Origin of the sequence: Streptomyces sp. NPDC048483 (assembly GCF_040651455.1) — a bacterium.
In the GTDB taxonomy this organism is placed as follows: Bacteria; Actinomycetota; Actinomycetes; order Streptomycetales; family Streptomycetaceae; genus Streptomyces.
In genome coordinates, this window is record NZ_JBEZJZ010000005.1 from 157,295 (window position 1) to 181,453 (window position 24,159).

The 24,159-nt window shown below is 70.7% G+C and carries 20 protein-coding genes; 7 read left to right on the forward strand and 13 right to left on the reverse strand.

Annotated elements, in window-relative coordinates; translation table 11 throughout:
• Nucleotides 1-166 precede the first annotated feature (166 nt).
• Together AB0D04_RS04675 and AB0D04_RS04680 are read left to right on the forward strand one after the other, a co-directional pair.
• On the forward strand, nucleotides 167-1,168 hold the full coding sequence (locus tag AB0D04_RS04675; protein ID WP_362699359.1) for a DUF1259 domain-containing protein: 1,002 nt from the start codon (nucleotides 167-169) through the stop codon (nucleotides 1,166-1,168).
• Nucleotides 1,169-1,459: 291 nt separating this feature from the next.
• A complete protein-coding gene (locus tag AB0D04_RS04680; RefSeq protein WP_362699361.1) occupies nucleotides 1,460-3,790 on the forward strand; it encodes a tetratricopeptide repeat protein in 2,331 nt (776 codons plus the stop codon).
• A gap of 97 nt (nucleotides 3,791-3,887) precedes the next feature.
• Here AB0D04_RS04680 and AB0D04_RS04685 read toward each other — a convergent pair whose 3' ends face one another.
• Complete coding sequence (locus AB0D04_RS04685; RefSeq protein ID WP_362699363.1) at nucleotides 3,888-4,370, reverse strand: hypothetical protein; 483 nt, start codon at nucleotides 4,368-4,370, stop codon at nucleotides 3,888-3,890.
• 45 nt (nucleotides 4,371-4,415) lie between these two features.
• The gene (locus AB0D04_RS04690) at nucleotides 4,416-6,416 is read right to left on the reverse strand and encodes a serine/threonine-protein kinase (RefSeq protein WP_362699365.1); all 2,001 of its coding nucleotides are present in this window, start codon (nucleotides 6,414-6,416) and stop codon (nucleotides 4,416-4,418) included.
• A gap of 212 nt (nucleotides 6,417-6,628) precedes the next feature.
• Between AB0D04_RS04690 and AB0D04_RS04695 the strand changes: the two genes are divergently transcribed.
• Together AB0D04_RS04695 and AB0D04_RS04700 are read left to right on the forward strand one after the other, a co-directional pair.
• On the forward strand, nucleotides 6,629-6,940 hold the full coding sequence (locus tag AB0D04_RS04695; protein WP_362699367.1) for a hypothetical protein: 312 nt from the start codon (nucleotides 6,629-6,631) through the stop codon (nucleotides 6,938-6,940).
• A 135-nt stretch (nucleotides 6,941-7,075) separates the two neighbouring features.
• Nucleotides 7,076-7,348: a hypothetical protein gene (locus AB0D04_RS04700; protein WP_362699369.1), complete on the forward strand. Its 273-nt coding sequence runs from the start codon at nucleotides 7,076-7,078 to the stop codon at nucleotides 7,346-7,348.
• A 94-nt stretch (nucleotides 7,349-7,442) separates the two neighbouring features.
• Here the strand turns inward: AB0D04_RS04700 and AB0D04_RS04705 are convergent, their stop codons facing one another.
• The 3 genes from AB0D04_RS04705 to AB0D04_RS04715 all read right to left on the reverse strand — a co-directional run bounded on the left by AB0D04_RS04705 (nucleotide 7,443) and on the right by AB0D04_RS04715 (nucleotide 11,008).
• Nucleotides 7,443-8,702: a cytochrome P450 gene (locus AB0D04_RS04705; RefSeq protein ID WP_362699371.1), complete on the reverse strand. Its 1,260-nt coding sequence runs from the start codon at nucleotides 8,700-8,702 to the stop codon at nucleotides 7,443-7,445.
• Nucleotides 8,703-8,880: 178 nt separating this feature from the next.
• Nucleotides 8,881-10,104, reverse strand: a complete 1,224-nt coding sequence (locus AB0D04_RS04710) for a cytochrome P450 (RefSeq protein ID WP_362699372.1) — start codon at nucleotides 10,102-10,104, stop codon at nucleotides 8,881-8,883.
• A 214-nt stretch (nucleotides 10,105-10,318) separates the two neighbouring features.
• Nucleotides 10,319-11,008 carry a haloacid dehalogenase type II gene (locus AB0D04_RS04715; RefSeq protein ID WP_362699374.1) on the reverse strand — a complete coding sequence of 230 codons (690 nt, stop codon included), beginning with the start codon at nucleotides 11,006-11,008 and terminating at the stop codon, nucleotides 10,319-10,321.
• Nucleotides 11,009-11,152: 144 nt separating this feature from the next.
• Here AB0D04_RS04715 and AB0D04_RS04720 point away from each other — a divergent pair, with 144 nt between their 5' ends.
• On the forward strand, nucleotides 11,153-11,770 hold the full coding sequence (locus AB0D04_RS04720; RefSeq protein ID WP_362699376.1) for a CGNR zinc finger domain-containing protein: 618 nt from the start codon (nucleotides 11,153-11,155) through the stop codon (nucleotides 11,768-11,770).
• 75 nt (nucleotides 11,771-11,845) lie between these two features.
• Here AB0D04_RS04720 and AB0D04_RS04725 read toward each other — a convergent pair whose 3' ends face one another.
• The gene (locus AB0D04_RS04725; RefSeq protein ID WP_362699378.1) at nucleotides 11,846-13,909 is read right to left on the reverse strand and encodes a PE-PGRS family protein; all 2,064 of its coding nucleotides are present in this window, start codon (nucleotides 13,907-13,909) and stop codon (nucleotides 11,846-11,848) included.
• Nucleotides 13,910-14,070: 161 nt separating this feature from the next.
• Between AB0D04_RS04725 and AB0D04_RS04730 the strand changes: the two genes are divergently transcribed.
• On the forward strand, nucleotides 14,071-15,477 hold the full coding sequence (locus tag AB0D04_RS04730) for a tetratricopeptide repeat protein (protein WP_362699380.1): 1,407 nt from the start codon (nucleotides 14,071-14,073) through the stop codon (nucleotides 15,475-15,477).
• A 56-nt stretch (nucleotides 15,478-15,533) separates the two neighbouring features.
• The gene (locus AB0D04_RS04735) at nucleotides 15,534-17,369 is read left to right on the forward strand and encodes a glycoside hydrolase family 15 protein (RefSeq protein WP_362699382.1); all 1,836 of its coding nucleotides are present in this window, start codon (nucleotides 15,534-15,536) and stop codon (nucleotides 17,367-17,369) included.
• On the opposite strand, the gene AB0D04_RS04740 is transcribed toward AB0D04_RS04735, so the two are convergent.
• The 7 genes from AB0D04_RS04740 to AB0D04_RS04770 form a co-directional block, all read right to left on the reverse strand.
• Nucleotides 17,344-17,916: a hypothetical protein gene (locus tag AB0D04_RS04740; RefSeq protein WP_362699384.1), complete on the reverse strand. Its 573-nt coding sequence runs from the start codon at nucleotides 17,914-17,916 to the stop codon at nucleotides 17,344-17,346. The genes AB0D04_RS04735 and AB0D04_RS04740 overlap by 26 nt on opposite strands.
• Before the next feature lie 63 nt (nucleotides 17,917-17,979).
• Nucleotides 17,980-19,071, reverse strand: a complete 1,092-nt coding sequence (locus AB0D04_RS04745; protein WP_362699386.1) for a helix-turn-helix transcriptional regulator — start codon at nucleotides 19,069-19,071, stop codon at nucleotides 17,980-17,982.
• A 264-nt stretch (nucleotides 19,072-19,335) separates the two neighbouring features.
• Nucleotides 19,336-19,497 carry a hypothetical protein gene (locus AB0D04_RS04750; protein ID WP_362699388.1) on the reverse strand — a complete coding sequence of 54 codons (162 nt, stop codon included), beginning with the start codon at nucleotides 19,495-19,497 and terminating at the stop codon, nucleotides 19,336-19,338.
• A gap of 497 nt (nucleotides 19,498-19,994) precedes the next feature.
• On the reverse strand, nucleotides 19,995-20,255 hold the full coding sequence (locus AB0D04_RS04755; RefSeq protein WP_362699390.1) for a hypothetical protein: 261 nt from the start codon (nucleotides 20,253-20,255) through the stop codon (nucleotides 19,995-19,997).
• 1,021 nt (nucleotides 20,256-21,276) lie between these two features.
• Nucleotides 21,277-21,939 carry a hypothetical protein gene (locus AB0D04_RS04760; protein ID WP_362699392.1) on the reverse strand — a complete coding sequence of 221 codons (663 nt, stop codon included), beginning with the start codon at nucleotides 21,937-21,939 and terminating at the stop codon, nucleotides 21,277-21,279.
• A gap of 144 nt (nucleotides 21,940-22,083) precedes the next feature.
• Nucleotides 22,084-22,956, reverse strand: coding sequence for a polysaccharide deacetylase family protein (locus tag AB0D04_RS04765; RefSeq protein ID WP_362699394.1), 873 nt, complete (start codon nucleotides 22,954-22,956; stop codon nucleotides 22,084-22,086).
• Nucleotides 22,957-23,318: 362 nt separating this feature from the next.
• Nucleotides 23,319-24,011 carry a transposase gene (locus AB0D04_RS04770; RefSeq protein WP_362699396.1) on the reverse strand — a complete coding sequence of 231 codons (693 nt, stop codon included), beginning with the start codon at nucleotides 24,009-24,011 and terminating at the stop codon, nucleotides 23,319-23,321.
• Nucleotides 24,012-24,159 lie beyond the last annotated feature (148 nt).

Here is a 24,159-nt window from a genome sequence, read left to right on the forward strand (position 1 = left end):
GACATCGCGCACCGCTGCCGGCCCGCCGCCGGGCCTCTTCGAGACCTCGTACGGGCCACGGGCGACGGCTGTTTAGCCCACCTGGCCCCACGCGATGGCGGGGATCAAGGTCGTGACGGTATCTCCCCAGCCCGTCGTGTTTCCATCTCGTCATGGAGGTACTCACATGATGGCTGGAGACCGACAGCAGGACGCCCACTCGCGAGCGGGTGTGCCGCGGCGGCGCGTGCTGGCCGCGGCCGCCCTGGCGCCGATCCTGGCCGGGGCGCCGGGCACCGCTCACGCCCTGCCCACCGGGACGGCCGAGGCGGGAAGCCACGGGCTGATCGAGCCGGTGCCCACCGCCCTGCCGGACTGGACGAGCGTGGCCAACACGCTGGGCCGGGCAGGCGATATGAAGCGGAACAGGATGTATCACACAGCCCTTCCACGCCGGGACCTCCAGGTGATCTCCCGCGGCATCATCGTCAAACCGGCGCTCGCCCTGGGCTCGCACGTCTCCTTCGTCCGCTACGCCGACGGCAGCACGCTGCTGATGGGCGATGTGGTGGTCACCGAAGGTGAACTGCAGCAGTTCACCGATGCCCTGCAGAGGTACGGCATCGAGCAGACCGCGGTCCACAAGCACCTGCTCTCGCAGTACCCCGACATCTGGTGGATCCACGTCCACGGGCACGGCCACGACCCCGTACACCTCGCCCGCGGCCTGCGCGCCGCGTTCGACCGCACCGGCACGCCGCCGCCACTGCCGTCCCTTCCGCAGCAGCCCGTCGACCTGGACACCGCCGGCATCGATGCCGCGATGGGCGTCAGGGGTTCCACCGACGACGGGATCTACAAGAGCGTCTTCGTCCGCCGCGAGACCATCACCGACGGCGACCTGGTACTCCCACCGGGCCTGGGATCCACCACCGCGATCAACTTCCAGCCGCTGGGCGGCGGCCGGGCCGCCATCAGCGGCGACTGCGCCATGATCGCCGAGGAAGTCCAAGACGTCCTGGTGACCTTGCGGAGCGCCGGGGCCGAGCTCGTCGAGCTGCACAACCACGGCCTGACCGACGAACCCCACTTGTTCTTCGTCCACTTCTGGGCCGTCGGGGACGGCGTCGGGCTCGCCCGGGCCCTGCGTCCCGCGGTGGAAGCCACCAACGTCGTACCGGTCGGCTGACCCGACGCGCGGGCAGCGGGCTGCCGGCCCGCTGCCCGTATCCGGCCGACTTCGATGGACCCGGCTTCGCCGGCCGGCCCCGCGAGGTCGTCCATCGGTCTTGCTCTGCCGCGTGTCCTAGGGTTGCCTGTCAGCGATGTTGACTGCAGGGGGGACAACCGTGGATTCACGGATCACGGCACGGGCGGGCACCGGGGGGTCACCACTCACCGGCCGAGCCCGCGTTTGCCAGGTCGTACGCACTGTGCGGACCACCGGGACCGGTCGGACCGGCGTGGCGGAGGGGTCGGTGTGAGCGAGGCCGGCTCGCCGCATGCCGCGGCCTACGGGCAGGGACGGATCTTCCAGTCCGAGCGGGACATCCAGATCACCGAGCACCACCACCACGGTGCACCAGGGGCGTCCGAGGCGGCTGCCGGGCCCGCCTCGGTACGGGTGGCGCTGACCGCACCGTTGCGCGCGGCGCTGCGCGACAGGGAGGAGCTGCGCGAGGAACTCCTGGCCGCGGTCGGTGCCCGCGGCGGTGTGCACGTCATGCACGGCTTCGGGGGCTGCGGCAAGACCGCGGTGGCGCGGTGGCTGTTCGGCCAAGTGGACGCGCCGGGGGTGGCGTTGTGGGTGGACGCCTCGACGGAGTCGCAGCTTCGGGCCGGCATGCTGGCCGTGGCGGCGGACCGCGGAGCGACGCCGGAGGAGATCCGCGCCGCGCAGGAGGGCCGCCGCGCCGCCGCCGATCTGGTGTGGCAGCGGCTGGACGCCTCACCGGAGCCGTGGCTCCTGGTCCTGGACAACGCCGACGATCCGCGGCCGCTGCGCAACGGCTGGCTGCGCGCCTCCCCGCAAGGGACCGTGCTGGTGACCTCCCGTCAGGCCACCGATCCCGCCTGGGCCGCGGCGGGGGCGCGGCTGCACCGGGTGGACGTCCTGCCGGCGCTGGAGGCAGCACAGCTGCTCCATGACCTGGCCCCCGGAGACCACCAGCCCGAGGCAACACTGCGGCTGGCCGAGCGACTGGGGTGTCATCCGCTGGCACTGACCCTGGCCGGAGGTTTCCTGTCCCAGCAGCTGCTCGAAAGCTGGACGGTCGAGGAGTACCTGGAAAAGCTGGGCGAAGATCCCGTCGCCCTGCTCGACCGCGGCGCAGGGCTGGAAAGCGGGGCGCGGGAGCGGCTGAGCCGTACCTGGCAGCTGTCACTGGACGCCCTGGCACAGCGCGGTCTCCCCGAATCCCTGGGTGTGTTGCGGCTGTTGGCGTGCTGGGGGCACGCGCCCGTGCCGCTGACCCTGCTCGCCCCCTCCGCGGTGCTGTCCGTGGGCGTTCCCGGACTCGCCGCGGAACGGATCGAGGCGGGGCTGCACGGACTGCTGTCGGCATCGCTGGTGGATCTGATCGAGGTGCCCGGCGGCGCAGCGGGACGGCCCCTACGGTGCATCACCGCGCACGGCCTCTTGCTGGAAACGGTCGCGGCGGGCATGCCGCAACAGCAGCGCGAGGAGTGGTACGCGGCGGCTGCCGAACTGGTGGACCTGGCCGTGTCGCGGCAGGCGGACGCGGGCGCGGTACCGCTGCTGGAGCCGCATCTCTTGGCCTTGCTCAGGAACGGCATGACCGCCGGCAAGGTCCTGGACGCGGCACGCCGCGTACGGGATGCCTATGACGCCGGGGGCCGGTGGGCGGACGCTCTGCCCTTCGCCGCAGGCGTAGCACAGGGCGCCCACACCGCGCAGGCGACCTCCGCGGACGTCGCCGGGATCGCCGACGCCATCGCCCTGGGGAAGATCACCGACATGAGCGGAGACCTCGCCGGAGCAGAGCCCGTCCTCAGGGATGCGCTCGCGGCGGCGACCGCGACGGCGCAGGAGGCGCCGCTGCTCCTGGCCGACGCGTGCATCCAACTGTCGGCGCTCCACGGCAGGAGCGGGCGGTATACGGAGGCGATCCGGCTGGCCCGCGACGCCGGCGAGATCACGGAGCGGGTCCTGGGGCCCACCCATGCCGAAACCGCCGAGACGATCTACTGGCAGGTGGACCACCATTCCATGCTGGGGAACTTCGGAGAGGCGCTGCGGCTCGCCCGGCAGCTCACGGACCTGCTGCCCGGCCTTCACGGCCGACGCAGCGATGACGTCACCGCGCGATCCGTCCTGATGGCAGCGGCCACGATGCGGGCAGCGCTGATCGCGGCCCGGAGCGCCCAAGGCACCGTGGAAGAGGAAGTGCACGCGCTCAACTGGGATCAGGTCCTCGAGCATTCCCAGGACGCCCTCCAGGCGCATATCGCCACCTTCGGCCCCGCGCACCCCCGTACCGCCGCGGCCCGGCACAACATCGCGCTCGTGTCCTGGGAACGCGGTGACCATCAGAGCGCCCTCGCCGAAATCGGCAGGACACTCGAGGTGCGGCGGGCAGAGTTGGGAGAGGGACACCCCTTCACCATCGAGGCGGCCGCGGACCTGGCCCGCATGCTGGCGCTCAAGGGCGACGACGCCGAGGAAGCGGCCCGCCTCGCGGAAGACGCCTACGCCGAAGCGCTCCGCACCCTCGGCCCCGAGCACCGCATCACGGTGCTGTGCGCGGCTGCACGGGAGCTCGCCACGTCCCCGGAACCCGGTGAGGCATGAGGGGGCGGGCTCGGGGTCATAGCCTGCCCCCGGGCCCTCCGATGCCACCGCTCTGTGCCGCGGGGAGGACCTGGACCTCCGCTGGAAACCGCGTGCGTCACGACAGCGACCGACCACCGTTGGTCCAGGCACAGACCTGGTTTCCCTTGACCGCCACCCGGAACTGGAATTCACCGGAACAGTCCGGCCGACCGGCACCGTCGCCCACCTCTTGCGGCCACCAGTCCGCGTCAAGCGTCGGGCCGTCACTGAAAGCGCCCTCGACGCAGCTCTTGCCGCTCAGCTTCAGCGGGGCCGAGGCAAGGGTGAAACGGATCAGCTTGGCGTTGCCGTCGGTCTGCACCTTCTCCTGCACGTTCGTAGCGTCCTTGGGCACCCAGCCCGGGAGGATGAAGAGCAATTCGCCGTCGCCGACCTTGGGGGCGTCTCTCGCGGTCGCAAAGGTTTTGATGCGCTCATGAAAGATGTGGTCGTTGAGCGCGTCGGGCAAGTTGTCGTGGTGCTTCTTCAGCACCGGCACCACCCCGGCAGCGCAGACAGCCACACAGGCAGCGACGATGAACAGCAGCTTCTTCTTCATGTAGGCATTGTCCGGTGCCCTGGAGGGCCGGGAGGGTGCGGGGCATCAGGCGACCCTGGCGCAGATCATGGTCCCGCCGTCGTAGACATTCCATGAGTAGCTGTATCGGCCCGGCTCCCTGGGGCAGGCGTTGGTGCCCGAGGAGGCCGGCAGGACGGCCGTGACCTGCATGATGTAGTTGAACTCCCGTGGCACTCGGCCGGCGCTGCAGTTCCACAGGGTGAGCAGGTTCGCGCCGCCGGGGCGGTTGCCGGCGGCCTTGGCCAGGAAGCACTGGCCGTTGCGGAACTGGCGCTGCACGCACAGGTTGGTGGACGAGTAGTCCTCCCCGGTGTGCCACCAGCCGCCGCGTCCCCCACCGGACGGGCAGCTCCCGGACGTGGCCACCGAGCGCACCTGGAGATACGCGTTGGCCGCACCGCAGCTGACCTGTAGCGGCGCGCTACGGCTCCACTTGCCGTAGCCGTCCTGATACGCATCGAGGCAATCACCGGCCCGTACGGACGCGAAGGCCTCGTCGATCGGGCTGGGGGTGCGGGACGCAGCGGTCGTGGGCGCGGCGGGGGTGGTGTCGCTCGTATCCGGGAAGCCGGTCCCGCCACTCGTGTACGTGCCGCTCGTCGGCACGGATCCGGTGCCGCCACCGGTATACGTACCGGCGCTCGGTGAACTGCTCGATGAACTGCTCGACGTGCCGGTCGTCGAACTGGCGGCGTCCTCGCTGTCCCACGGCCGCCAGATGACGAGGGCGAGCGCGATGAGCACGGCCACTACCCAGAAGCCGCCGTCGGACGAGGAGTTGCCGGAGGTCGGGGAGCGTGCGGGAGGCGTGGACGATGAGGAGGACTTTGGCGCCCTCGCCCACTGCTCCCGCTGCTCCCGCTGCTCCCGCTGAGCCTGTTCGGAGCGCTTGCGCCGCTGCCGCGCCTCCTGTTCCCGGCGCTGTTTCTCGGCCTTCAGCGCGTTGGCTGCCCGCGCCTGGGCTTCCGTCAGTTTGCGTTTCTCCTCCTCACGGCGGGCCCGTTCCTGCTGCTCGCGGCGTGCGGCCCGCTCCTCGGTGTAGACGTGGGTGGGGCGTGGCGGCGGCACCTGCCGTGTCCGCTCGTCGTCCGTGGATGCCGGTGCGCTCCCCTTTTCGCTCAGCGCCCGCCCTTGAGCCGCGTACTCCTCGATCAGCGCCGTCCAGCGCGGCGGCAGCCAGCGTTGGCCGCGCTGTGACGTGGGTGTCCGGTCGAGTTCCTCCAGGAACTGCCGTAGGACGTCGGCGGGTTCGGGCCGCTCGTCCGGGTCGGCGGCCAGGCACGAGCGGATCAGCGGGGCCAGTTCCTCGGGCAGTCCCGTCAGGTCGAGTTCGCCGCGTTGTACGAGGGTCAGCAGCCGGATCGTGTCCTCGGTGTCGGGGTAGGGCGGGCGGCCGACGGCGAGGTGGAAGAGCGTCGCGCCCAGCGAGTAGACGTCGGACGCCGTGGTGGACGGCTCGGCGCGGGCCTGCTCCGGCGAGGTGAAGGCGATGGTCCCCAGGGTCAGCGACGTACGCGTGATGTCGTTGGCGTGCGAGATGCCGAAGTCGATGAGGCGGGGCCCCATTAAGGGCAGCAGGATGTTCTGGGGCTTGACGTCCCGGTGGACGATGCCCTCGTCGTGCAGCGTCACCAGGGCCTGCGCGGTGCCCGCCGCGATCCAGCGCACCGCCGGGCCGGGCAGCCGGCCCGCGCTGCGGACGAGTTCGGACAGGGCGGGCGCCGGAATGTACTCGATGGCCATCCAGGGCCGCTCGGCGTCCGGGTCGGCGTCGCGCACCCGGGCCGTGTAGGCGCTGTCGATCCGCCGGGCCAGCTTCACTTCGCGGGCGAACCGCCGTCGGTCGGTGTCGCTGACGGCGCCCTCGGCGAGCAGCGTCTTGACCGCGACGAGCGACCCGTCCCGCGCGGACCGTGCCACGTAGATCCGCCCCATGCCGCCCGAAGCCAGCCGCCCCAGTAGCCGGTAGGCGCCGAGCCGCTGCGGGTCGTCACCACCCAGCGGCTTGATTCCCATGCCGGTCATGCCGCGCCCCCTCCCCCTGGTCCCGCTGCCGCGGCACCAGTCAAACCTTGGCACGGCAGGGAGGGTTGAGGAAGTGAGAGGGAATTCGGGGTGCCGGCGGCGGGCCGTCGGGCTTCGTGAGGGACACGTTGGTGCAGCGGACAGCGGGCCGCAGGTCATGGAGCGGCCGGCCCCCGGGCACGTAACCCCAGCGTGGCCGCTGTCGTCGCCAAATGGCTGAAGCTCACCAGAAGTTCACCACCGCGATGGCCACCTGGCAGGAGTGGCAGGACGCCCCTTGGGGCCGATTGCGCTACGCGATTGCCGAAGCGAACCTGGTGCGTCAGCTCCCCGGTCCGGGCACCGGCCCCCTACGCATCCTCGACCTCGCGGGCGACGGCGGCGACGCCCTCCGCCTCGCAGCCCGAGGGCACCACGTCACCGTCGCCGACCACGCACCCGCCATGCTCGCCACCACCGCACGCCCGCCCTACATGCACACGGCCCGGCTCTTCCAGCTCACCGCGTGGAAACGGACCGGCTGACGCTCGTCGCTGCAGCTCAGGGGGGGGCAAGGCCCGCACCGAGGAGCGCTACGCCCTCAGCCACGTGAGCGATGTACCGCTCCTGGGGTTCCAGCCCGACGCCGACTCCCGATCCGCCCGTCGGTCACCGGCCTGTTGCTGGACGAACTTCCGGAGGGGCTGGACCGCACGACGGTGGAAGAGCTGATGGCCGCTACCCGGCCCGCTCATATCCACCGCATTGACATCGGCCCTGAGGTGAGCGCCCTACGGGACCGCCTCGCCCGCACTTTCCCCCACCCCGTCGAGCTGCCCCGCGACGCCGCCTGGGCCTTCCAGTGTGCCGTCAACTGCCGCGTCGGGCTGCGGCGTACCGTCGCCCGGCTCACCCCCAAGGAAGAGACGGCAGGGGGCGAGGAGGTGGCGTGACTGCCACATGTGGCGTGACGGCCGCCGCGCAGTGGGGGCCGATGCCGCCCGTGCGGCGCGGCGACAGCCCCCGGGGGGTACGCGTCACTTTTCGTCAGCCCGCAGGACGCCACGGAGTGGCATCGGAAGCGCTCAGCGGGGTGAAGGCCACCGGAAGGTGCGCCAGACCGCGCACGAACGGCCCGCGCCGCCATTCGAGTTCCGCGTAGGGGACCGCCAAGTGGACGTCGGAGAGAAGGGCGGTGAGTCGTTCGATGGCGGTGGTCGCGATGAGCAGGGCATGCCGGGGGACGGGGCAGGCGTGCGGCCCGGCGCTCCAGGACAGATGGGCGCCGCCCCCTGAAGATCCTGGCTGCACCTGGCCGAACTGGGTGTTGGCCGCGGCAAAGGAGATCAGCACCAGCTGCCCGGCGCGCAGCCACGTACCGTGGAAGAGGAGGTCCCGCTTGGGGTAGTGCCAGGCGTAGTTGGCCAGCGGCGGCTCGTTGTGGAAGACATCCCGGATGGCGTCGGCCGGGGTGAGGGAGCCGTTGGTCAAGGTCCTGTAGTAACGGTCGTCGGAGAGCATCCGCGCGAGTGCATTGCCGATGAGGTGGGCGGTCGGCTCGTACCCGGCACCGATCGCCAGGGCGATCTGATGAGCAACCTCCGCGTCGCTCAGTCCCCTCGGGTGCTCCAGGAACCAGGAGGTCAGGTCCTGCCCCGGGTTGCGCTTCTTGGTCTGCGTCAGCTCGGCCAGGAACGCATCGTAGGCGGCCGCTCCCGCCGCGGCGTCGGCACTGGCCTCCATGACACCGGACAGCGCGGTGATCAGCCGGCTGCTGGACTCGTCCGGGAGTCCGACGAGGCGGTTGAACAGCAGCAGTGGCAACTGCGCCGCATACTCTTCGACCAGGTCGGCCGTTCCCGCCCCGCCGAACCGGATGATCAAGTTGTCGGCCAGCTCATGCACCTGCCGCCGCATCACATGCGGCTCTATCTTGTGGAAGCCGTCGGCGATGACCTGGCGGTAGCGATCATGCTCCTCGCCGTCGCGGTGCAGCGGATTCGGGCGGTCGGCGAGCATCGGATAGACCGGGGAGTCCGGAGCGATGGTCTGCTCCCAGCCGCGTGAATCCTTCGTCCAGACCCCTTCCCTGTTCTGGAGCACATCGAGTGCGGCCCGGTATTCCGTCACCAGCAGCGCGTTCACCCCCGGCGCGATCTCGACGGGGGCCAGCGCCCCGTACGTGCGCAGCAGGTCGTAGGTCGCGTGCGGGTGGGCTGCGAACTCGTCACCGTAGAGGGGCACGGGCTCGGGGCCGTGTGGTGGCGTCATCGGTGGTGCGGGAGCGACGGGCGGTTCGTATGCCATGTGAGCTGTCCTCGCGTCACGGGTCAGGTGGGGTCGGGTGAGGTGAGGCGGGGTGGGCCGAGTCCGGCCGCGCCCGGTCATGTCACGTCACCTCACATCACCGCACGTCAGATCACGTCACATCACCTCGGACCGGGTCAGGCCGGGTCAGAGCGCGGCCGGGGCCTGCCCGGCCCCGTCAGGTCAGGGTGACCAGCAGCCTGCGCGGGGTGTCGACGATGAAGGTCGAGGCGGGCTCGGGCTCGGTGCTGTCGGCCAGTGCCAGCGCAGGGAAGCGGTCGAAGAGCGCGGCGAGCCCGATCTCGCCCTGTGCCCGGGCCACGGCGGCACCGATGCAGTGGTGGACGCCGTACCCGAACGCCAGGTGCGCCTGCCGCGCGCGGTCGATGTCGAACAGATCGGCGTCCGTGTGCAGCTGCGGATCCCGGCCGATCGCGCCCAGCGCCGCCATGACCGGCTCCCCGGCCCGTACGGTGACCCCTTCGATGTCGAGGTCCTCCAGCGCGAAGCGGAAGAAGAGGTCCTTGACCGGCGGCCGGTGACGCAGGGACTCCTCCACCACGGCCGGCCACTTACGGTGGTCGCCGCGCGCGGCGGCAAGCTGATCCGGGTGCGTGCAGAGCTGATGCACGGCGTTGACCAGCAGCGTGGCCGTGGTCTCGTGCCCGCCGGACACCATCAGCAGCAGGGTGCTGAGCAGCTCCTCATCGGTGAGCGAGCCGTGCTCCTGGTCCCGGGCGGCGACCAGGGCGCTGGTGAGGTCCTCTCCGGGCGAGCGCCGCTTCTCCTCGACCAGCGCGCCCAGCAGCTGCTGGAATTCCTGTCCCATCGCCACCACTTGCTCCACCGACGCGGTGGTGTTCACGCCCACATCCGTCAGCTCCTTGAAGCGGCGCGCGACGGCGGGGTCGGTGATGCCGAACATGTCGCAGAACAGGGTGATCGGCAGCCGGACGGCGAAGTCCTCCTTGAGGTCCACCACCGCTCCGGCCGGCCGCGCCGCCAGTTCGTCCAGCAGGCCGGCGGTTATCTCGGCGATACGCGGACGCAGCGCCTCGACGGGACGCACCTTGAACGCCTGGCCCACCAGGGCGCGCAGACGCGAGTGTTCCGGCGGGTCGACGTTGATCATGTTTCGCCCGGTCAGGAACAGCAGGGCGGGCCAGGTCGGGGAGACCTCACCGCGCTGCCAGGCGTCCCAGTTCTCCATGGAATGTGACAACCGGTTGTCCCGCAGCAGCCTGCGGGCCAGCTCGTACCGGGTCACCGCCCACACCGGCACCTCACCGGGGACGGTGACCGGCACAATCGGGCCCTCGGCGAGCAGCGCGTCGTTCTCCTTGTCGACGTCGTGCGACCGCGGCGCGATGGACAGGACAGGCCGTGCGAGGCTGTGAGCCACAACAACAACTCCCTGAGCAGCAAGTAGCGCTATACGAGGGGGACTTCGCCCCTGGGACAGCACCCCACCCTAGAGTGAAGTCGATCTTCCGTTGGCCCATTGCGAAGGATCGCTATGCCGCGATGTGGCAGTGGGCAGGTGAAGTACGCGGATGCGGAGCGAATGACTCCTCGGCGAACTCGCCAACCGGCCACGGCGCCGGGCAAGCTCCCCATCAGGCCTTGTCGAGCTGATCGGCCAGGTCGGCCAGGTCGTCGGCGTGCAGGTCGAACCGGTCCGAGGAGGTGGGCGGGTCGCCGACGGGGCGGGCGACGTAGGCGGTGCGCAGGCCGAGGCCCTGCGCTGCGCGCAGGTCCCAGGCGTGGGTGGCGACCATCAGCAGCCGCTCCGGCGGTCGTCCGGAGACGGTGACGGCCAGCTGGTAGACCGCTGGGTCCGGCTTGTAGGTCCCGGCGTCTTCGGCTGACAGGGCCTGGTGCCAGCGCAGTCCGGCGTGGGCGTTGAGTCCCAGCAGCGCCGACCGGCTCGCGCTGGAGAGTCCGATCAGGGGGAACCGTTCGGCGAGTCGGGCGAGCCCTGCCACGGTGTCGGGCCACGGCGGGAGCCGGCGGCCCGACAGGGCCAGCGCCGCTACGGCGGCCGGGTCGTCGACTCCGGCGGCGTCGGCGACGAGCCGGGCGGCTTCCTGGTCGAGGACGTCGCTGGTGAGGTAGGGCCGGCCGCCGTCGAGCATGCGACGCTGCTCGTGGTCGATGTGCTGCTGCCACAGCGACAAAAGCTGCTCGATCCTGGAATCGTCGAGCGACGGGTCGAGTGCACGAATGCCGGCGCGGATACCGGCGGGTTCATCGACGAGCGTGCCGAGCACGTCGAACACGACGGCATCGATCTCCAGCTCTGACATGGGCGAGGCCTCCTGGACGAAGCAGGTGTGGGCGGCAGTCACCACTCCTCGCCCACGCAGCCAGACGGATCGCACCGGCTTCGCACATGTAAGGGCTAAAGTGGCTGTTAGTCGAAAGTAGCGGGAGGGCTGTAAAGGGTGCAAGTGGCATTGGGCGATTACGTCTGGGCGGCGGGGGTCGCGACCGAGCTGGTCAACACCGTCGCCGAGGTCTGGCGCGGCGACGACCATCTGCCCGACCTGGCCGCCCTCGTCGCGTTCACCGACCTGCACGGCGACCGGTCCGGAAACGACGACGTTCCCGGCGCGTTGTCCGAGCTCGCCCGCCGCGGACGCACAGCCGACCTTCATGCGGTCCACACACTTCGGACGACCGTGCGTGACCTGATCGGTCACCCCGAGCGCGACCACCTCATCGCCGGCGCCACCAGGCTCACCTCGCCCGCCCAGGGCGCCACCCTGATTCCCGATCCCGCACACGGGAACCGCACACGCTGGGCCGCCCCACTCCGCGAGGGAGCAACCGTCGCCGACGCCCTCTCGTTGATCTGCGGCATGGGCATCCTCGGGGTCGTACACACCCTCGGCGCGCAGCGATTCCGCCCGTGCGGCGCGCCCACCTGCCGGGGAGTGTTCATCGACACCACCCGACCCGGTAGCCGCCGCTACTGCATGCCCGGCCTGTGCGGCAACCGCATCAACGTCGCCAACCACCGCGCCCGCCACATCACCACGCCCGACCGGCGCACCCACTCCGAGTAGGCCCCATGAGCGAGCGACCGCCAGGTCGGAAACGCTCGGCGCGACTCCATCCGTGATCCACCGGACAGACCCGCCCTAGGCCCGGGCCCCGTCCGATGGACCAGGGCTTCGGTCCCGGCCTCCGGCAGGTGCCGGCCGCTCGTCGTCCGTGGCCCGGGCAAGCAGCTGCCGCATGACCGAAGCGGGCAGTGCCGGATTCCGGGCCGCGTGGTCGGCGGTTTCCGTATCGCGCAGCAGCTGGATCAGTGCGCGGGCGGGGAGGTGAGGGTGCCTGGCCGCCGCGCGGCGCACCTGCGCCTGCGGATCGTCGAGGAGCCATACCGCCGCGGCGGCCGGCAGGCGGGGGTCGGTGGCGGCGCGCAGCCGTACCTCCGTATCGGTGTCCCGGCTGAACCTCTCCACGAGCGCGGCCGCGGATTCCGGGTCGTCGAGGGCCAGTTGCCGCATCCTGGGGTTCGGGGCGTCGGCGTGGCGCAGCAGGCCCTGCTGTGGGAAGTTCGGATGGGTGCGGGGTCGTCCGGGGTGGCTGAAGCTGCCGGTCCACCATCCCCAGACCTCCAGGAGCATGTCGGCGGGCGCGTCGTCGCAGGACTCGGCGAGGAAGAGGCGTACGACGCGGTCCTCGTCGCGGGCGAGGCGTTCGGCGACGTCCGGCGGAAGGCGCTTGGCGCGGGCGGCGCTGCTGCGCAGCAAGGGGTGGGAGGAGGTGGCACAGCGGCGCATGGCGTCCGGATCGTCGTGGAGCGCGGCCACCCAGGGGAGGGTGTGGCGACCGAGGCCCGGGGAGAAGTCGATGCGGATCGCTGCCCGCTGCTCTTCGGTGAGTTCGGGCCGTACGGACACCTCCAGGCGCACGTCGTCGGCCGGGTCCTGGGCGAGGACGGTGACCAGGTCCGCGTCCAGGTGCGGGTTCTTGGCGAGCGCGCGGCGCAGGGCGGGGTCGTCGTGCAGGGCGAGGTGTTCGGCGAGTGCGCGGTCCAGGCGGCACCGCTCGGCCGCGTGCTCGCCGCGGCCGCGCGGGTGCCGGACCAGCATGGCGAAGGCCGACCGGCGCAGGGGACGGTCTTCGTGATGGCGCAGCAGCGCGACGGTACGGACGCTGTCGTCGGGATCGGCGAGCAGCACCTCCCGCGCGGGTGCGTCCAGGTGGGGCCAGGCGGGCGGGCAAGCCGACGTCCGCACCCGCGGGTCGGGGTCGGTGGCGAGCGCGGTCAGCAGCCGCGCCGGCAGGCCCGGGAAGCGTGCGGTCTCTGCGCGGACGCGGGGGTCGGGGTCGGTGGCAAGCCGCTCGTACGCGATGTCGGTGAACTCGGCGCGCTTGTCCGCGGCGAGTGCGGCCAGGGCGTACCGGCGCTCGCGATCCGGCTCGTCGAGCAGCAGCCTGGTCCACTGTTGTGCGGTCAGCAGGTGCGGCTGGGCTTCCGCCAGCAGCCCCCGTACCTGCCACTGGGGGTGGGCGAGGGCGGCATCGACGACCGCATTCGGCAGCTTGCGCCGCAGGACCTGGGACGAGAGGCCCAGCAGCCCGCGCAGTACGTCCTCGGGCGCGGCCGGGTTGAGCGCCAGCCCGTCCGCCCAGGCCCGGCGCAGCCGCTCCGGGGGGCGCAATCCGCGCGAGAGCGCTCCCCAGGCGGCCTCCCGCTCCTTCGGGGTTTCCCGGGCGGCCGCCTCGGCGGCTTCCGCCCTGCGCGCGCCGAACCGGCCCTCGGCGATGAGCCAGATCTCGTACTCCTCGCAGGTCACGCCCAGCATGGCGGCCCCGTCCGGCGAGAGCGTGACGAACTCCGGCTGCCCCGGGCGGTCCCCCAGCACCCCGGCGAGATCCCAGTGCGCGGTGAGCCGTACCCGCGTCCAGTGCCGTGCCCCGCTGTCTCCCGGGGTGCCGGCAACGCTGATGAGGAACTCGCCGTCCTCGCCGAGCACCTTGTGGGCGACCGCGAGCCGGTGCCACTGCGCGTTCAGTGCGGCGACCAGGTCGGGACGGTCGGCGCGTACGGCCACCGTCGGCACCGCCTCGTACGCCACGAGCGGCCGCCAGGCGCACCACGGCCGCGGGACATTGTCCGTCCACCGTTCCGCCGTCACTTCCAGCCCGGCGCGCCTGAGCAGCTCCGCGAGTTCCGTCTGTCCGCCCGTCATGGGGAGCCATCCTGCCCGAGCCGTATGCGTACGGGCCGGGCGGGAGAGGGTTCCGCCGGGTGCATGCTCCTCCCCCGCTCCCCCGAGTCGCCCTTCCTCCATGGCCCCTGACCGGCCACGATGGAGGGATCCGAGGACACCGCACCCCCCAGGAGCGACCTATGACAGCGGACCGTCACGGGCACCACATGAGCGGCACCGGCGCCGAGGCCCTCGCTCACTACGAACAGGCCCTGGACGACCTGCTGTTCTTCCGGCCGCAGGTCGCGGCGAGCGCACAGGCGGTCCTCGCGTCCTCCCCAAGGTCCGTGATGGGGCAGGCGCTGGCCGCGTACCTGGGGGTACTGGGGACGGAGGAGCGGGACGCGGCCGCCGCCCGGAAGGTCTTTGCCGGCTTCCGCGCCGGGCTGGACGAGGAGGCGCTGACCCGGCGGGAGCGGATGCACCTGGCCGCCGCCGGGGCCTGGCTGGACGGCGACCTCCACGGGGCCGGCCGCCTCCTCGCGGACCTCACCGTTGCCTTTCCCCGCGATGTGCTGGCGCTCTTCGCCGGGCATCAGAGCGACTTCCTCACCGGGGACGCCCAGCGCCTGCGCGACCGCGTCGGCGGGGCGCTGGGCGCCTGGAGCGAGGACGACCCGCACCACGGTCCGCTGCTGGGCATGTATGCGTTCGGCCTGGAGGAGACGGGCCACTATGAACGCGCCGAGGAGGCCGGCCTGGCGGCGCTCGCCCGGCATCCACGCGATGTGTGGGGGATCCACGGCGTGGTGCACACGTACGAGATGCGGGGCCGCTTCACCGACGGGATCCGCTTTCTCGACGCCCGTACCGATGCCTGGGCCGCGGGCAGCCTGCTCACCGTCCACAACTGGTGGCACTACGCCCTGTACGCGCTGGAACTGGGCGACACCGCCCGCGTACTGGAGATCTACGACTCCGCCCTCCACCACGACGCGTCGGCGTCGGCGGCGATGGAGCTGCTGGACGCCGCTGCCCTGCTGTGGCGGCTGTATCTGGCGGCGCGGGAAGACCAGAGCGCACGGTGGTCCCGGCTCGCCGACGCCTGGGAGAGCCGTCAGGACGGCGCCCACTATGCCTTCAACGACGTGCACGCCGTCATGGCGTATGTGGGCGCGGACCGCATCGGCCAGGCCGAGCGCCTGGTGGAGGACCGGCAGAAGTGGGTGGCGGGGGCGACGCCCGGCGTGACCAACCGTGCCATGACCGCCGACATCGGCGTGCCGGTCTGCCGGGCACTGATCGCCTACGGACAGCACGACCACGGCCGGGCCGCCGACCTGCTGCTGCCGCTGCGCCACCGCCTCCACACCTTCGGCGGCAGCCACGCCCAACGCGACGCCATCCAGCGCACCCTCGTCGAGGCCACCCTGCGCGCCGGCCGCACCGAGCTGGCGCGGGCGCTGCTCAGCGAACGCATCCAGCTGCGCCCGGTCTGCCCGTACAACTGGTCGGCCCAGGCCCGGCTCGAGGAGCGGCTCGGTGACCCCGGGCGGGCCGCGCTCGCGCGGGAGCGTGCTGCCGCGCAGGCAGCGGGGGCGCGGTAGCCGGCCCCGGAGGTACCCTGAACCCAGTGCCCCCGCCCCCGTGCCGGGGAGGTCGGATGACCGTCTGCGAAAGCCTGCGCCCCAGTAAGGCGGACGCGCCCCGCTATACCCCCATCGCCGAGCACGGGCTGATCGGCGACATGCGGACGGCTGCGCTCGTCGGGACGAACGGCACCATCGACTGGTACTGCTGCAGCCGCTTCGACGCGCCCAGCGTCTTCGCGGCCCTCCTCGACGCCGACCGCGGCGGCGCCTTCGAGCTGGCCCCGGACGTGCCCGCGCGCACGAAGCAGTTCTACTTCCCCGACACCAACATCCTGATCACCCGCTTCTTCGCCGACAACGGCGTCGGCGAGGTCCAGGACTTCATGCCGATCGTCGACGACTCACGCGAAGCGGACCGGCACCGTCTGATCCGGCGGGTGCTGTGCGTCCGCGGGTCGCTGCCGTTCAGCGCCCGGGTGGCGCCCCGCTTCGACTACGGCCGGCACTCGCACACGGTCGGCAGCCGGAGCGGCCAGACCGTCTTCGCGTCCCCCGATCTCTCCCTCGCGCTGACCTCCAGCGTCCCGGTCGAGATCGACGGCCCGGACGCCCGGTCCTCGTTCACCCTGGACGAGGGCGAGTCCGCCGTCTTCGCACTCGACCGGATCGGCGGCGGGGTCGAGCCGCGCTCGTGTGCGGTGCTGGAAGCGGAGGAACTGTTCGGCGCCACGGTGCGGTACTGGCGCACCTGGCTTTCCCAGTCGCGCTACCGGGGACGCTGGCGGGAGATGGTGCACCGCTCGGCGCTCACCCTCAAGCTCCTCACCTATGCGCCGACCGGCGCGATCGTGGCCGCTCCCACGACCAGTCTCCCGGAACAGATCGGCGGCGAACGCAACTGGGACTACCGCTATGTGTGGGTACGGGACGCCGCCTTCTGCATTTACGCGCTGCTCCGGCTCGGCTTCACCGACGAGGCCAAAGCCTTTGTGCATTTCCTCTCCACAAAAATCTGCCTGAGCCAGTGCCCCGACGGGCCGCTGCAGATCATGTACGGCATCGACGGCCGCAGCGAACTCCCCGAGGAAGAACTCCGCCACCTCGAAGGGCATCTCGGCTCCGCGCCCGTCCGGATCGGCAACAACGCCGTCAATCAGCTCCAGCTCGACATCTACGGTGCCCTGATCGACTCCCTCTATCTCTACGACAAATGGGGAGAGCCGCTCTCCAGCGACCAGTGGGACAACGTCGGAAAACTGGTCGACTGGGTATGCGCCAACTGGGACCAGCCGGACGAAGGAATATGGGAGACCCGCGGAAAGATCCAGAATTTCCTGTACTCGCAGTTGATGTGCTGGGTCGCGATCGAGCGGGCCATACGGATCGCCACCCACCGCGGCCTGCCGGCGGACATGCCCCGCTGGGCGCAGGCCCGCGATGCGATCTACCGGCGGATCATGCAGCGCGGCTGGTCCGCCGAACGGCAGGCTTTCGTCCAGCACGAGGGCGACGATGTCCTGGACGCCGCGGTGCTGATGATGCCGCTGGCCAAGTTCATCTCCCCCACCGACCCGAAATGGCTTTCCACCCTGGACGTCCTGGGTGAGGGGCTGGTGTCCGATTCGCTGGTCTACCGTTACGACCCCCGATCCAGCCCCGACGGACTGCGGGGAGAGGAAGGCACCTTCTCCATCTGTTCGTTCTGGTACGTCGAGGCGCTCTCCCGCGCCGGCCGTGTCGACGAAGCCCGGCTCGCCTTCGAGAAAATGCTCACCTACGCCAATCACCTGGGGCTGTACGCCGAGGAGATCGGCCGCACCGGCGAACAGATCGGCAATTTTCCCCAGGCGTTCACCCATCTCGCGCTCATCAGCGCGGCGTTCAACCTGGACCGGACCCTGGGGTGAGGGGGGAAGGGGCCGGCGCCCTCGCCTCCGCCCAGCACACCCGCAGCGCTGTGGAAGCAGTGTCGTTGAGGCGGCGGTCGAAGGTGTGCAGCAGTGAGGTGACGGTCGCCGGCTCCGCGCCGAGCGTGTCCGCGACATCGTCCGTACCGAGGCCGACGATGTGGTGCAGGAGCGCCGCGTCGGCCTCGATGGCCGGTGCGAGCCCGTCCGCGTAGAGGGCACCGGCGGGCGTGGTCGGTGACGTACGGGCTGCGCGGTGGACGCGGCGGGTGAGGGCGCTCCAGGCGATGGCGGTGGTGCGGTGCCCGGCGAGGGCCTGTGACCAGGAGGCCGCGAGGTCGCCGAGGGCGTGCTGGACGGCGCGGACGGCCGTGTCGTGGTCGGCGATCAGCTGGTGGGCGTAGTGCCGGTAGACGTCGTGGTGGAGCTGGCAGAAGGCGGTGAAGTCGGCGGGCAGGACCACGGTGATGACTGCCTCGCCGAGCTTCGGGCGCACAGGGGTGGTGTGCGGCGTGGTGCCGGCGGCGTGGGGTGATGCGGACGGCATGGCTCCCCCGAGGGGTGTCGTGGTGCGCGGGTGCGGGACGAAGGGTGACGCGGCCGGGGCGGGTCAGCCGAAGGCTTCCGCCGGCAACGAGGCGCCGCCGGGTGTGTCGTGGGCGGTGGCCGCGAGGGCGTCGAGGCGTTCCCACAGCGGCCGGATCGTGTCCGGGTCGCCCTGCAGGGCGGTGGTCAGGGCCTTGACCACCGGCCAGTCCAGGAAGCCCGGCGCCGGTATGCCGCAGGCCAGCAGGGCGGCCGCCGAACCGGCGGTCAGCGGTGCCGTACCGCGTCGCAGCAGGGACGGAATCTCGGGGTTGGCCGCTGCCAGCCGGAGGCCGCGGAGGGCGGCCTGGAGGGCGTGGACCGCCTCCGGGTACGTCTGTCCGTCGGCGGGCGGCGGCGAGGTCAGTGCGTGGGCCGCGTTCCACAGGAACATCAGATCGTCCGGGTCGGCGTCGCAGGCCCGGGCGAAGGCCGCGGCGACGTCCCAGGTGGGAGTGCGCTCCCCCGACATGATCCGGTAGATGTACGACGTCGAGACGCCGGCGCCGGCCGCCAGCTCACGGCCGGTCCGGCTCCCGCCGGTGCGGCCCAGATACGACAGGGCGCGCGAGAGGGCGTAACCGGGCTGGCCGGGGAGGAGCGGGCTGGCCCGCGAGATGGTGGGCGTGCGCCCGCCGCTCTGCAAGGTGGCGGGCCGCCGCAGCCGGGCGGGGCCCCGGTCCGCGCGCTTCGCCAGGATCTTGTCGACCTTCTCGGCGGAGTAGTTGCCTTTCAGGGTGCTCTCCGAGGTGGTCATGACCTTGCCGATCTGCGGCCAGGTGGCTCCGTTGGCGAGGGCGTGGCGGGTGGCGACGGCGGTGATGTCGTCCAGGTCGCGGCGCAGGGCGACACAGCACTCGAGGACTTCCAGGGGCAGGGCCGGCACCCGGTGGTGGGCGCTGTGGTCGAGGGCCTGGGCCTTGGTGAGCAGGGCGCGGCCGATGCGTACGACATCGTCGTCGTAGCGGCGCGGCGCGGCCGGGGCGGCGGTACGGCCGCGGTAGGAGGCGCTGCGGCACTTCGGGCTGCAGTACCGCGGGGTGCGGCCGGTGGGCTTGGGGCGTTCGAAGGTACAGCGGCAGTGGCCGCAGATGAGGGGCGGCTTGTTCTTCGTCATTGAAGTTCCGTGTGGGCCAACAGGGTTGCGTGGCGGTTTGGGTCGCGCGGGGCTTTCGTTGCGCGGCGGATGGGATGGTGCGGGGCCTTCGTCGCGTGGCGGATCGGGGTGCGCGGGGCTTTCGTTGCGCGGCTGCGAGCGCTGTCGGCATCCGGCGAAACGAAACCGTCCCGGGTGCCGGACGGGCGGAACGCGGTGGGAGTTCCGCTTGGCCCGGCCGGCGTGGCCGACCGGGCGGCGGCGGAGACCGGAGCGGAACCCCGACTACCGCAATTGCACGCTGCGACAGCGGAGGTAGGAGCGATTCGCCACCGCAGCGAGCGGCACCGTCAGCGCCACGGCGGGCGCGGCGGCCGGCCCGTGGATCAGCACAATGCCGAGCGAAGACACCGCAACGAACGCTCCGACGCCGATCCTGACAGTCATGTCGACAGCCCTCGATGTTTGCCGCCGGTAAACATGACGCATGCTAATTTTGAACCCGCTGGTCAGCCCTTCAAGCGGCTGCCCTGCAGGACGCGGACGAAGAGGCATCGGCTTCTCCTTTTTGCTTCGCGGCAACAGATGAACGGAAGGGTCCTGCGGGAAGGTTGGTCGCCGCCTCAGGGCCCTTTCGCATGCCGACCTTAACCCCTTACATGCACGGAGAGCGACGGATCCGTCACGAAAGCGGAAAGGCGGTTCATCGGGTGCACGAAAGCAACAGGCGCATTACGGGCAGCCGCGGGCGGCAGCCGGATCATCTCGGGCACTAGCGCGCCGAGTGGGCGAATTTGCGATATGCGCCAGCAAATCAGACCCGGCGGATACGCTGATCAGCCGGGGCCGGGTCCTCGTTGCGGTGATGTGAGCCGTCAGCGCACCGGCCCCGTCCCCCCAGGCAACCTCCCCGCCTCCCCCGCCTCGCGCCGTACCCCGCTCGCTCAGCCGGCGAACCATTCGTGAATTCCCCGGAGCGCCTCCTCGAGGGTTTCCGCGGACTTGTCATGGCCGGTGAATCCGTCGTCCTCGGCGGGGTCGATGCTGTAGGCCCAGCCGGTGTCGGGGTGCCCGTCGATGGTTGCGGCGTGCTGCCCGCTGATGACGGTGATGGACAGGTTGCCGCCGGGAAAGTCGGTCACCTCGGCGTGGACCTGCTCACCAAAGACGCTACGGACGAGGTCACGGGCCTGCTGGGGGTTCATGGGCTTCTCCTGGGGGGTGGCGGCGATGGCGCGCCGTCAGAGAGGTGGAGGCCAAGGCGGAAACAGCCGGCGGGAGGCTTGATTGCCGACAGTGATACGTCTACCAGGCACGCCTCTCATTCTCGGATGCCACGAGGCCGGGAATCAGCATCGGGGTGAAAAATGACATCGCCTGCACCTCGGCCATGGGCCTGCGCGCCGACCCCGACGCTGACGCCGACGGCACTGCCCACAGCGATCGTTTCGGGCTGCCGTGGGCGCCCTGACCGACGCCAACGGGACCAGGCGGCACGGCAGTTCGGTCCAGGCCCCTTCAACGGAGTTCGCGGACCGACCATCTCCACAGACGGACGGCCCGCGGGGATCGTTCGGTAGCCACCCCAAGGTCCAGGAAACAACAGCCCACGATTTCACCGGCGTTATGGACGGGAATCTGCTCGGCGCCGCGGCCCACTGCCGACCGGTCCTCGCCGCTGGGCGGGCGAGAAGGTCGTACGCGACGGAGTCCGCCGGCGCGCTGCCCATGATCTGGTCGCGGCGCACACGACAGGGCGCCCCGATCCCCGCCAGGAACGCGGGCGCGCAAGAGTTCACGGAAACGCCGGGCCCGATCTCCTCGGGCCCGGCCCATGACTGCGACGCCCTCATCCATCAGCGGCTGGGCGTGCACACCACACAGTCCCCGGCAGTCCGCGCGTCGTCGCCATCTGCCTCAGTCGTCGCTGAGTGTCCGGCGGCGCAGGGCTTCCGGGGGCCTAGCCAGAGCCATGCCAAGGGTCTCCTGCCAACAGACGTCTCTGCCGACGGTGCGGCTCTCCGGTTTTCTGGTGTAATAACCAGTTTCCTCCCAGTTCAAGAAGAGTCAAGAGGAATGGGGACGCCGTCGTACATGCACGTCGCCGAAGCGGCAGCGGCCATCCGGCTCGGCAGCAGCGATCACGACCCATACGCGCTACGGCACCCGCTCCATCAGCGGATCACCGTGCCGCGATGTCTCTTCGACGCGGCGTGGCCGTGCTCGCTATTTCACGGTGGCACTTTCCAGCACCGTGTCGATCTCCTTCCGTTCGGCTGCTCCGGCGGGCCGGGCGACGCCGAGGAGGAAGGCGGAGCGGCGCTTGTCCGCCGCGATGAGTGTCAGGCGTAGATGGCCGGTGCCGCCCTTTCCGTCGTTCACCTTCAGCGCCACGGTGTGTGCGGGGCGGCCGCTCACCGTCGTGGCCCGGGACTCCTGGACCATCGAGCCCTGGTCCGGGTAGAAGAACTCCGCGTTCGACCGGGCTGCGATCTCCGTCTGCTGCTTCAGAGCGGATTGCGGCATGCTCCGCCCTCGGCCGGCGAGCACGACACTGCCTCCCTTGTCATGGGTACGCTGCGTGGCGATCGACGAGGTGAAGGCCGCGATCAGGTCGCCCTTCCTTTTCGTCCAGCCCTCGGGGACCGCGTAGGAAAGTCCGGCCGCCTTGTCCGTCACCCGCGGCCGGTCCGCGAGCGGGGAATCGTCCTTGTCGCGCGTCAGCCACCATGCGGTCGCGGTTCCGCCGGCCGCCAAGAGGATCAATACGGCGACGATGCCCGCCACCAGCGCCCGGCGGTTCCGCGGCCGGGTGTCCGAGAGCGGCAACGGGGAGGGCTGAGCGGGGCTGGGCGCGGACGGCAGCGGGTCGGAGAGCGGCGATGTCATGGCCCCAGCATCCTGGCCCCGCCTCCCTCCGCCCTGAGCGCTCCTACTCAGTCCTCTACTCAGATCCACCGGGGGTCGGCGCCGACCGCCGAAGCCGGCTTCCCCGACCCGATCTGCCCGATCAGCCCGGTCGCGCTCACGCAGTCATACGGACTCCCGCCCGGCGGTCCTGGCGTAATGCTCGGCGATCTCGTCGCTGGTCGTCAGCCATACGCCGGGATGGTTGACGATGTACTCGAGCGCCTGGTCCAGGTACTTGTGCCGGAACGGCTGGTTGATGACGAAAGGGTGCAGGACCAGCGACATCACTCGGCCGCTGTCCGCCGAATCGGCGTACAGCTGGTCCAACTGGTCCTTGACGATCTGCACGAAGTCCGGCCCGCTCAGGCTCTTGCCGACGAACAGGCTGATGTCGTTGACCTCGATGGAATACGGCACGCTCAGCATCCCGGGCACGTTGAGCCGATACGGCTGGTCATCGTTGGACCAGTCCATCACGTAGGTCAGGCCGAGTTCGGCGAGCAGCTCCGGTGTCCGGAAGGTCTCCGTGAGCGCGGGACCGAGCCAGCCGCGCGGGCGGCGGCCGGTCGCCTTCTCGATGGTGCCGATCACCTCGGCCAGATAGGCGCGTTCCTCGTCGGGAGTCATATCGGCCTGGAAGAGGGAGTTGTTCTTGCCGTGGGCGGCCCACGCCCAGTTGCGGTCCCGTCCCGCTTGGATGATCTGCGGGTAGCGCTCGGCGACGTCGGAGTTGAGCATGACGCTCGCGCGCATCCCGTGCCGGTCGAGGCTGTTGATCAACCGCCAGATGCCCACCCGGGGCCCGTAGTCGCGCCAGCCGTAGTTCAACGGATCCGGCGCCAGCCCCGCGGTGCCGGGGAAGATGCTCGTCGAGGGGCGGTCGACCTGGTAGTGCTCGACGTTCAGCCCCACGTAGAAGGCGATCCGGGCGCCTTTCGGCCAGTGGATCGGCGTACGCTCGACGATCGGGCTGTAGTCGAAGAGTTGGTTGTCCATCAGGGCTCACCTCGTGTCTGCACGTCCGCATCTCTGTTGGGTGCGGCGGATTCGTCTGAGGTACATGCTCGAACCTTCACATCGATGTGAAGGTCAATGCGGTGCGGTGTGAGGGCGGTCACGCGCGCAGCGGAGGGGCGACTGGACGGGCAGAAGGCGCGCCTCGCCGGTTCCTGCGCCGCTGTGGGGAGCGGGAGTTCACCGTTGCTGCTCCAGAGCTGCGACCGGCAGCCGGCGTCCGCCCCAGCAACCGGCATCGGCAGCTGTCCGCCGCCGGACGACAGGCCGACGGCCACACTCCGCACCGCATCGACGCCCCCGGCCAGGCTCTGGTCCACTTCGTGTGGTCGCGTGACTCTCGGTTACGCCAACAGGATTCGTTTGCGCAGGAGATCGAATCCTGCGCGGCCGGACATCTGGCGCTTGAGCATCTTGATCCGGTTGACATGACCCTCCACGACGCCGGAGTTCCAGGGCAGTGTGAGGCCCGCGGTGACGGCGTCGAGGTCGCGTTCGAGGTGTGGGGCGAAGCTCCGGAGGCTGGGCAGTTCGGTGGTGGAGGTAGCCGCTTCGATCCAGGTCGGCAACCGGTCACCCTGGAGGTGAGCGACCATGTGCCCGAAGGAGCGCACGTGCTCGGCAAGTGCCGTCAGCTCGGGGCAATTGGCCAGGACGGCTTTGAGCTGGAGCCGGTCGCCTTCGGGTAGGGCGTCGGGGTGGGTGAGGATCCAGCGCGTAACGGCCCGGGCTGACGGCGGGCGGGGGCCGACCGGTTGGGGTTTGCCGCGAAGCGTCCTGCTGACGTAGGCACGGGCACTGGCGTAGCCGCGGGGACAGCCCTGTTCCCTGATCTCCTCCCACAGTTTCCAGGCGTTGGTGCAGGAGGAGCCGTGTATTCGCCCCGACCAGCACCCGCACCCCGGACAGGCCGCCCGCCCTGCGGTCGTACGGGCCTCGACCCGGACGACCGTGTCGATCACCTCGACCGATTCCACCAATACGCCCTCGACCGAGGAAAACAGCAGCTCGTTCAACTGCGGCAGCACTTCGTTCACGGCGAAGGACTGTCGACCACACCACCATCCAGCCAGGCGATTTTCGGGCGAACTTCAGTGGTCCCTACCTTGTTGATCGGGATGAGCGAGCCATTCGTAGGGTTGGCTCACCCAGGGGTGTCGGGTGTGGCTTTCAGTGGTCTGCCGT

Excerpts from the sequence above, each read along its gene's own strand:
- AB0D04_RS04675 (WP_362699359.1), top strand. The coding sequence starts at position 167 with ATGATGGCTGGAGACCGACAGCAGGACGCCCACTCGCGAGCGGGTGTG.
- AB0D04_RS04685 (WP_362699363.1), bottom strand. The coding sequence starts at position 4,370 with ATGAAGAAGAAGCTGCTGTTCATCGTCGCTGCCTGTGTGGCTGTCTGC.
- AB0D04_RS04690 (WP_362699365.1), bottom strand. The coding sequence starts at position 6,416 with ATGACCGGCATGGGAATCAAGCCGCTGGGTGGTGACGACCCGCAGCGG.
- AB0D04_RS04695 (WP_362699367.1), top strand. The coding sequence starts at position 6,629 with ATGGCTGAAGCTCACCAGAAGTTCACCACCGCGATGGCCACCTGGCAG.
- AB0D04_RS04705 (WP_362699371.1), bottom strand. The coding sequence starts at position 8,702 with ATGGCATACGAACCGCCCGTCGCTCCCGCACCACCGATGACGCCACCA.
- AB0D04_RS04715 (WP_362699374.1), bottom strand. The coding sequence starts at position 11,008 with ATGTCAGAGCTGGAGATCGATGCCGTCGTGTTCGACGTGCTCGGCACG.
- AB0D04_RS04725 (WP_362699378.1), bottom strand. The coding sequence starts at position 13,909 with ATGACGGGCGGACAGACGGAACTCGCGGAGCTGCTCAGGCGCGCCGGG.
- AB0D04_RS04730 (WP_362699380.1), top strand. The coding sequence starts at position 14,071 with ATGACAGCGGACCGTCACGGGCACCACATGAGCGGCACCGGCGCCGAG.
- AB0D04_RS04735 (WP_362699382.1), top strand. The coding sequence starts at position 15,534 with ATGACCGTCTGCGAAAGCCTGCGCCCCAGTAAGGCGGACGCGCCCCGC.
- AB0D04_RS04740 (WP_362699384.1), bottom strand. The coding sequence starts at position 17,916 with ATGCCGTCCGCATCACCCCACGCCGCCGGCACCACGCCGCACACCACC.
- AB0D04_RS04745 (WP_362699386.1), bottom strand. The coding sequence starts at position 19,071 with ATGACGAAGAACAAGCCGCCCCTCATCTGCGGCCACTGCCGCTGTACC.
- AB0D04_RS04750 (WP_362699388.1), bottom strand. The coding sequence starts at position 19,497 with ATGACTGTCAGGATCGGCGTCGGAGCGTTCGTTGCGGTGTCTTCGCTC.
- AB0D04_RS04755 (WP_362699390.1), bottom strand. The coding sequence starts at position 20,255 with ATGAACCCCCAGCAGGCCCGTGACCTCGTCCGTAGCGTCTTTGGTGAG.
- AB0D04_RS04760 (WP_362699392.1), bottom strand. The coding sequence starts at position 21,939 with ATGACATCGCCGCTCTCCGACCCGCTGCCGTCCGCGCCCAGCCCCGCT.
- AB0D04_RS04765 (WP_362699394.1), bottom strand. The coding sequence starts at position 22,956 with ATGGACAACCAACTCTTCGACTACAGCCCGATCGTCGAGCGTACGCCG.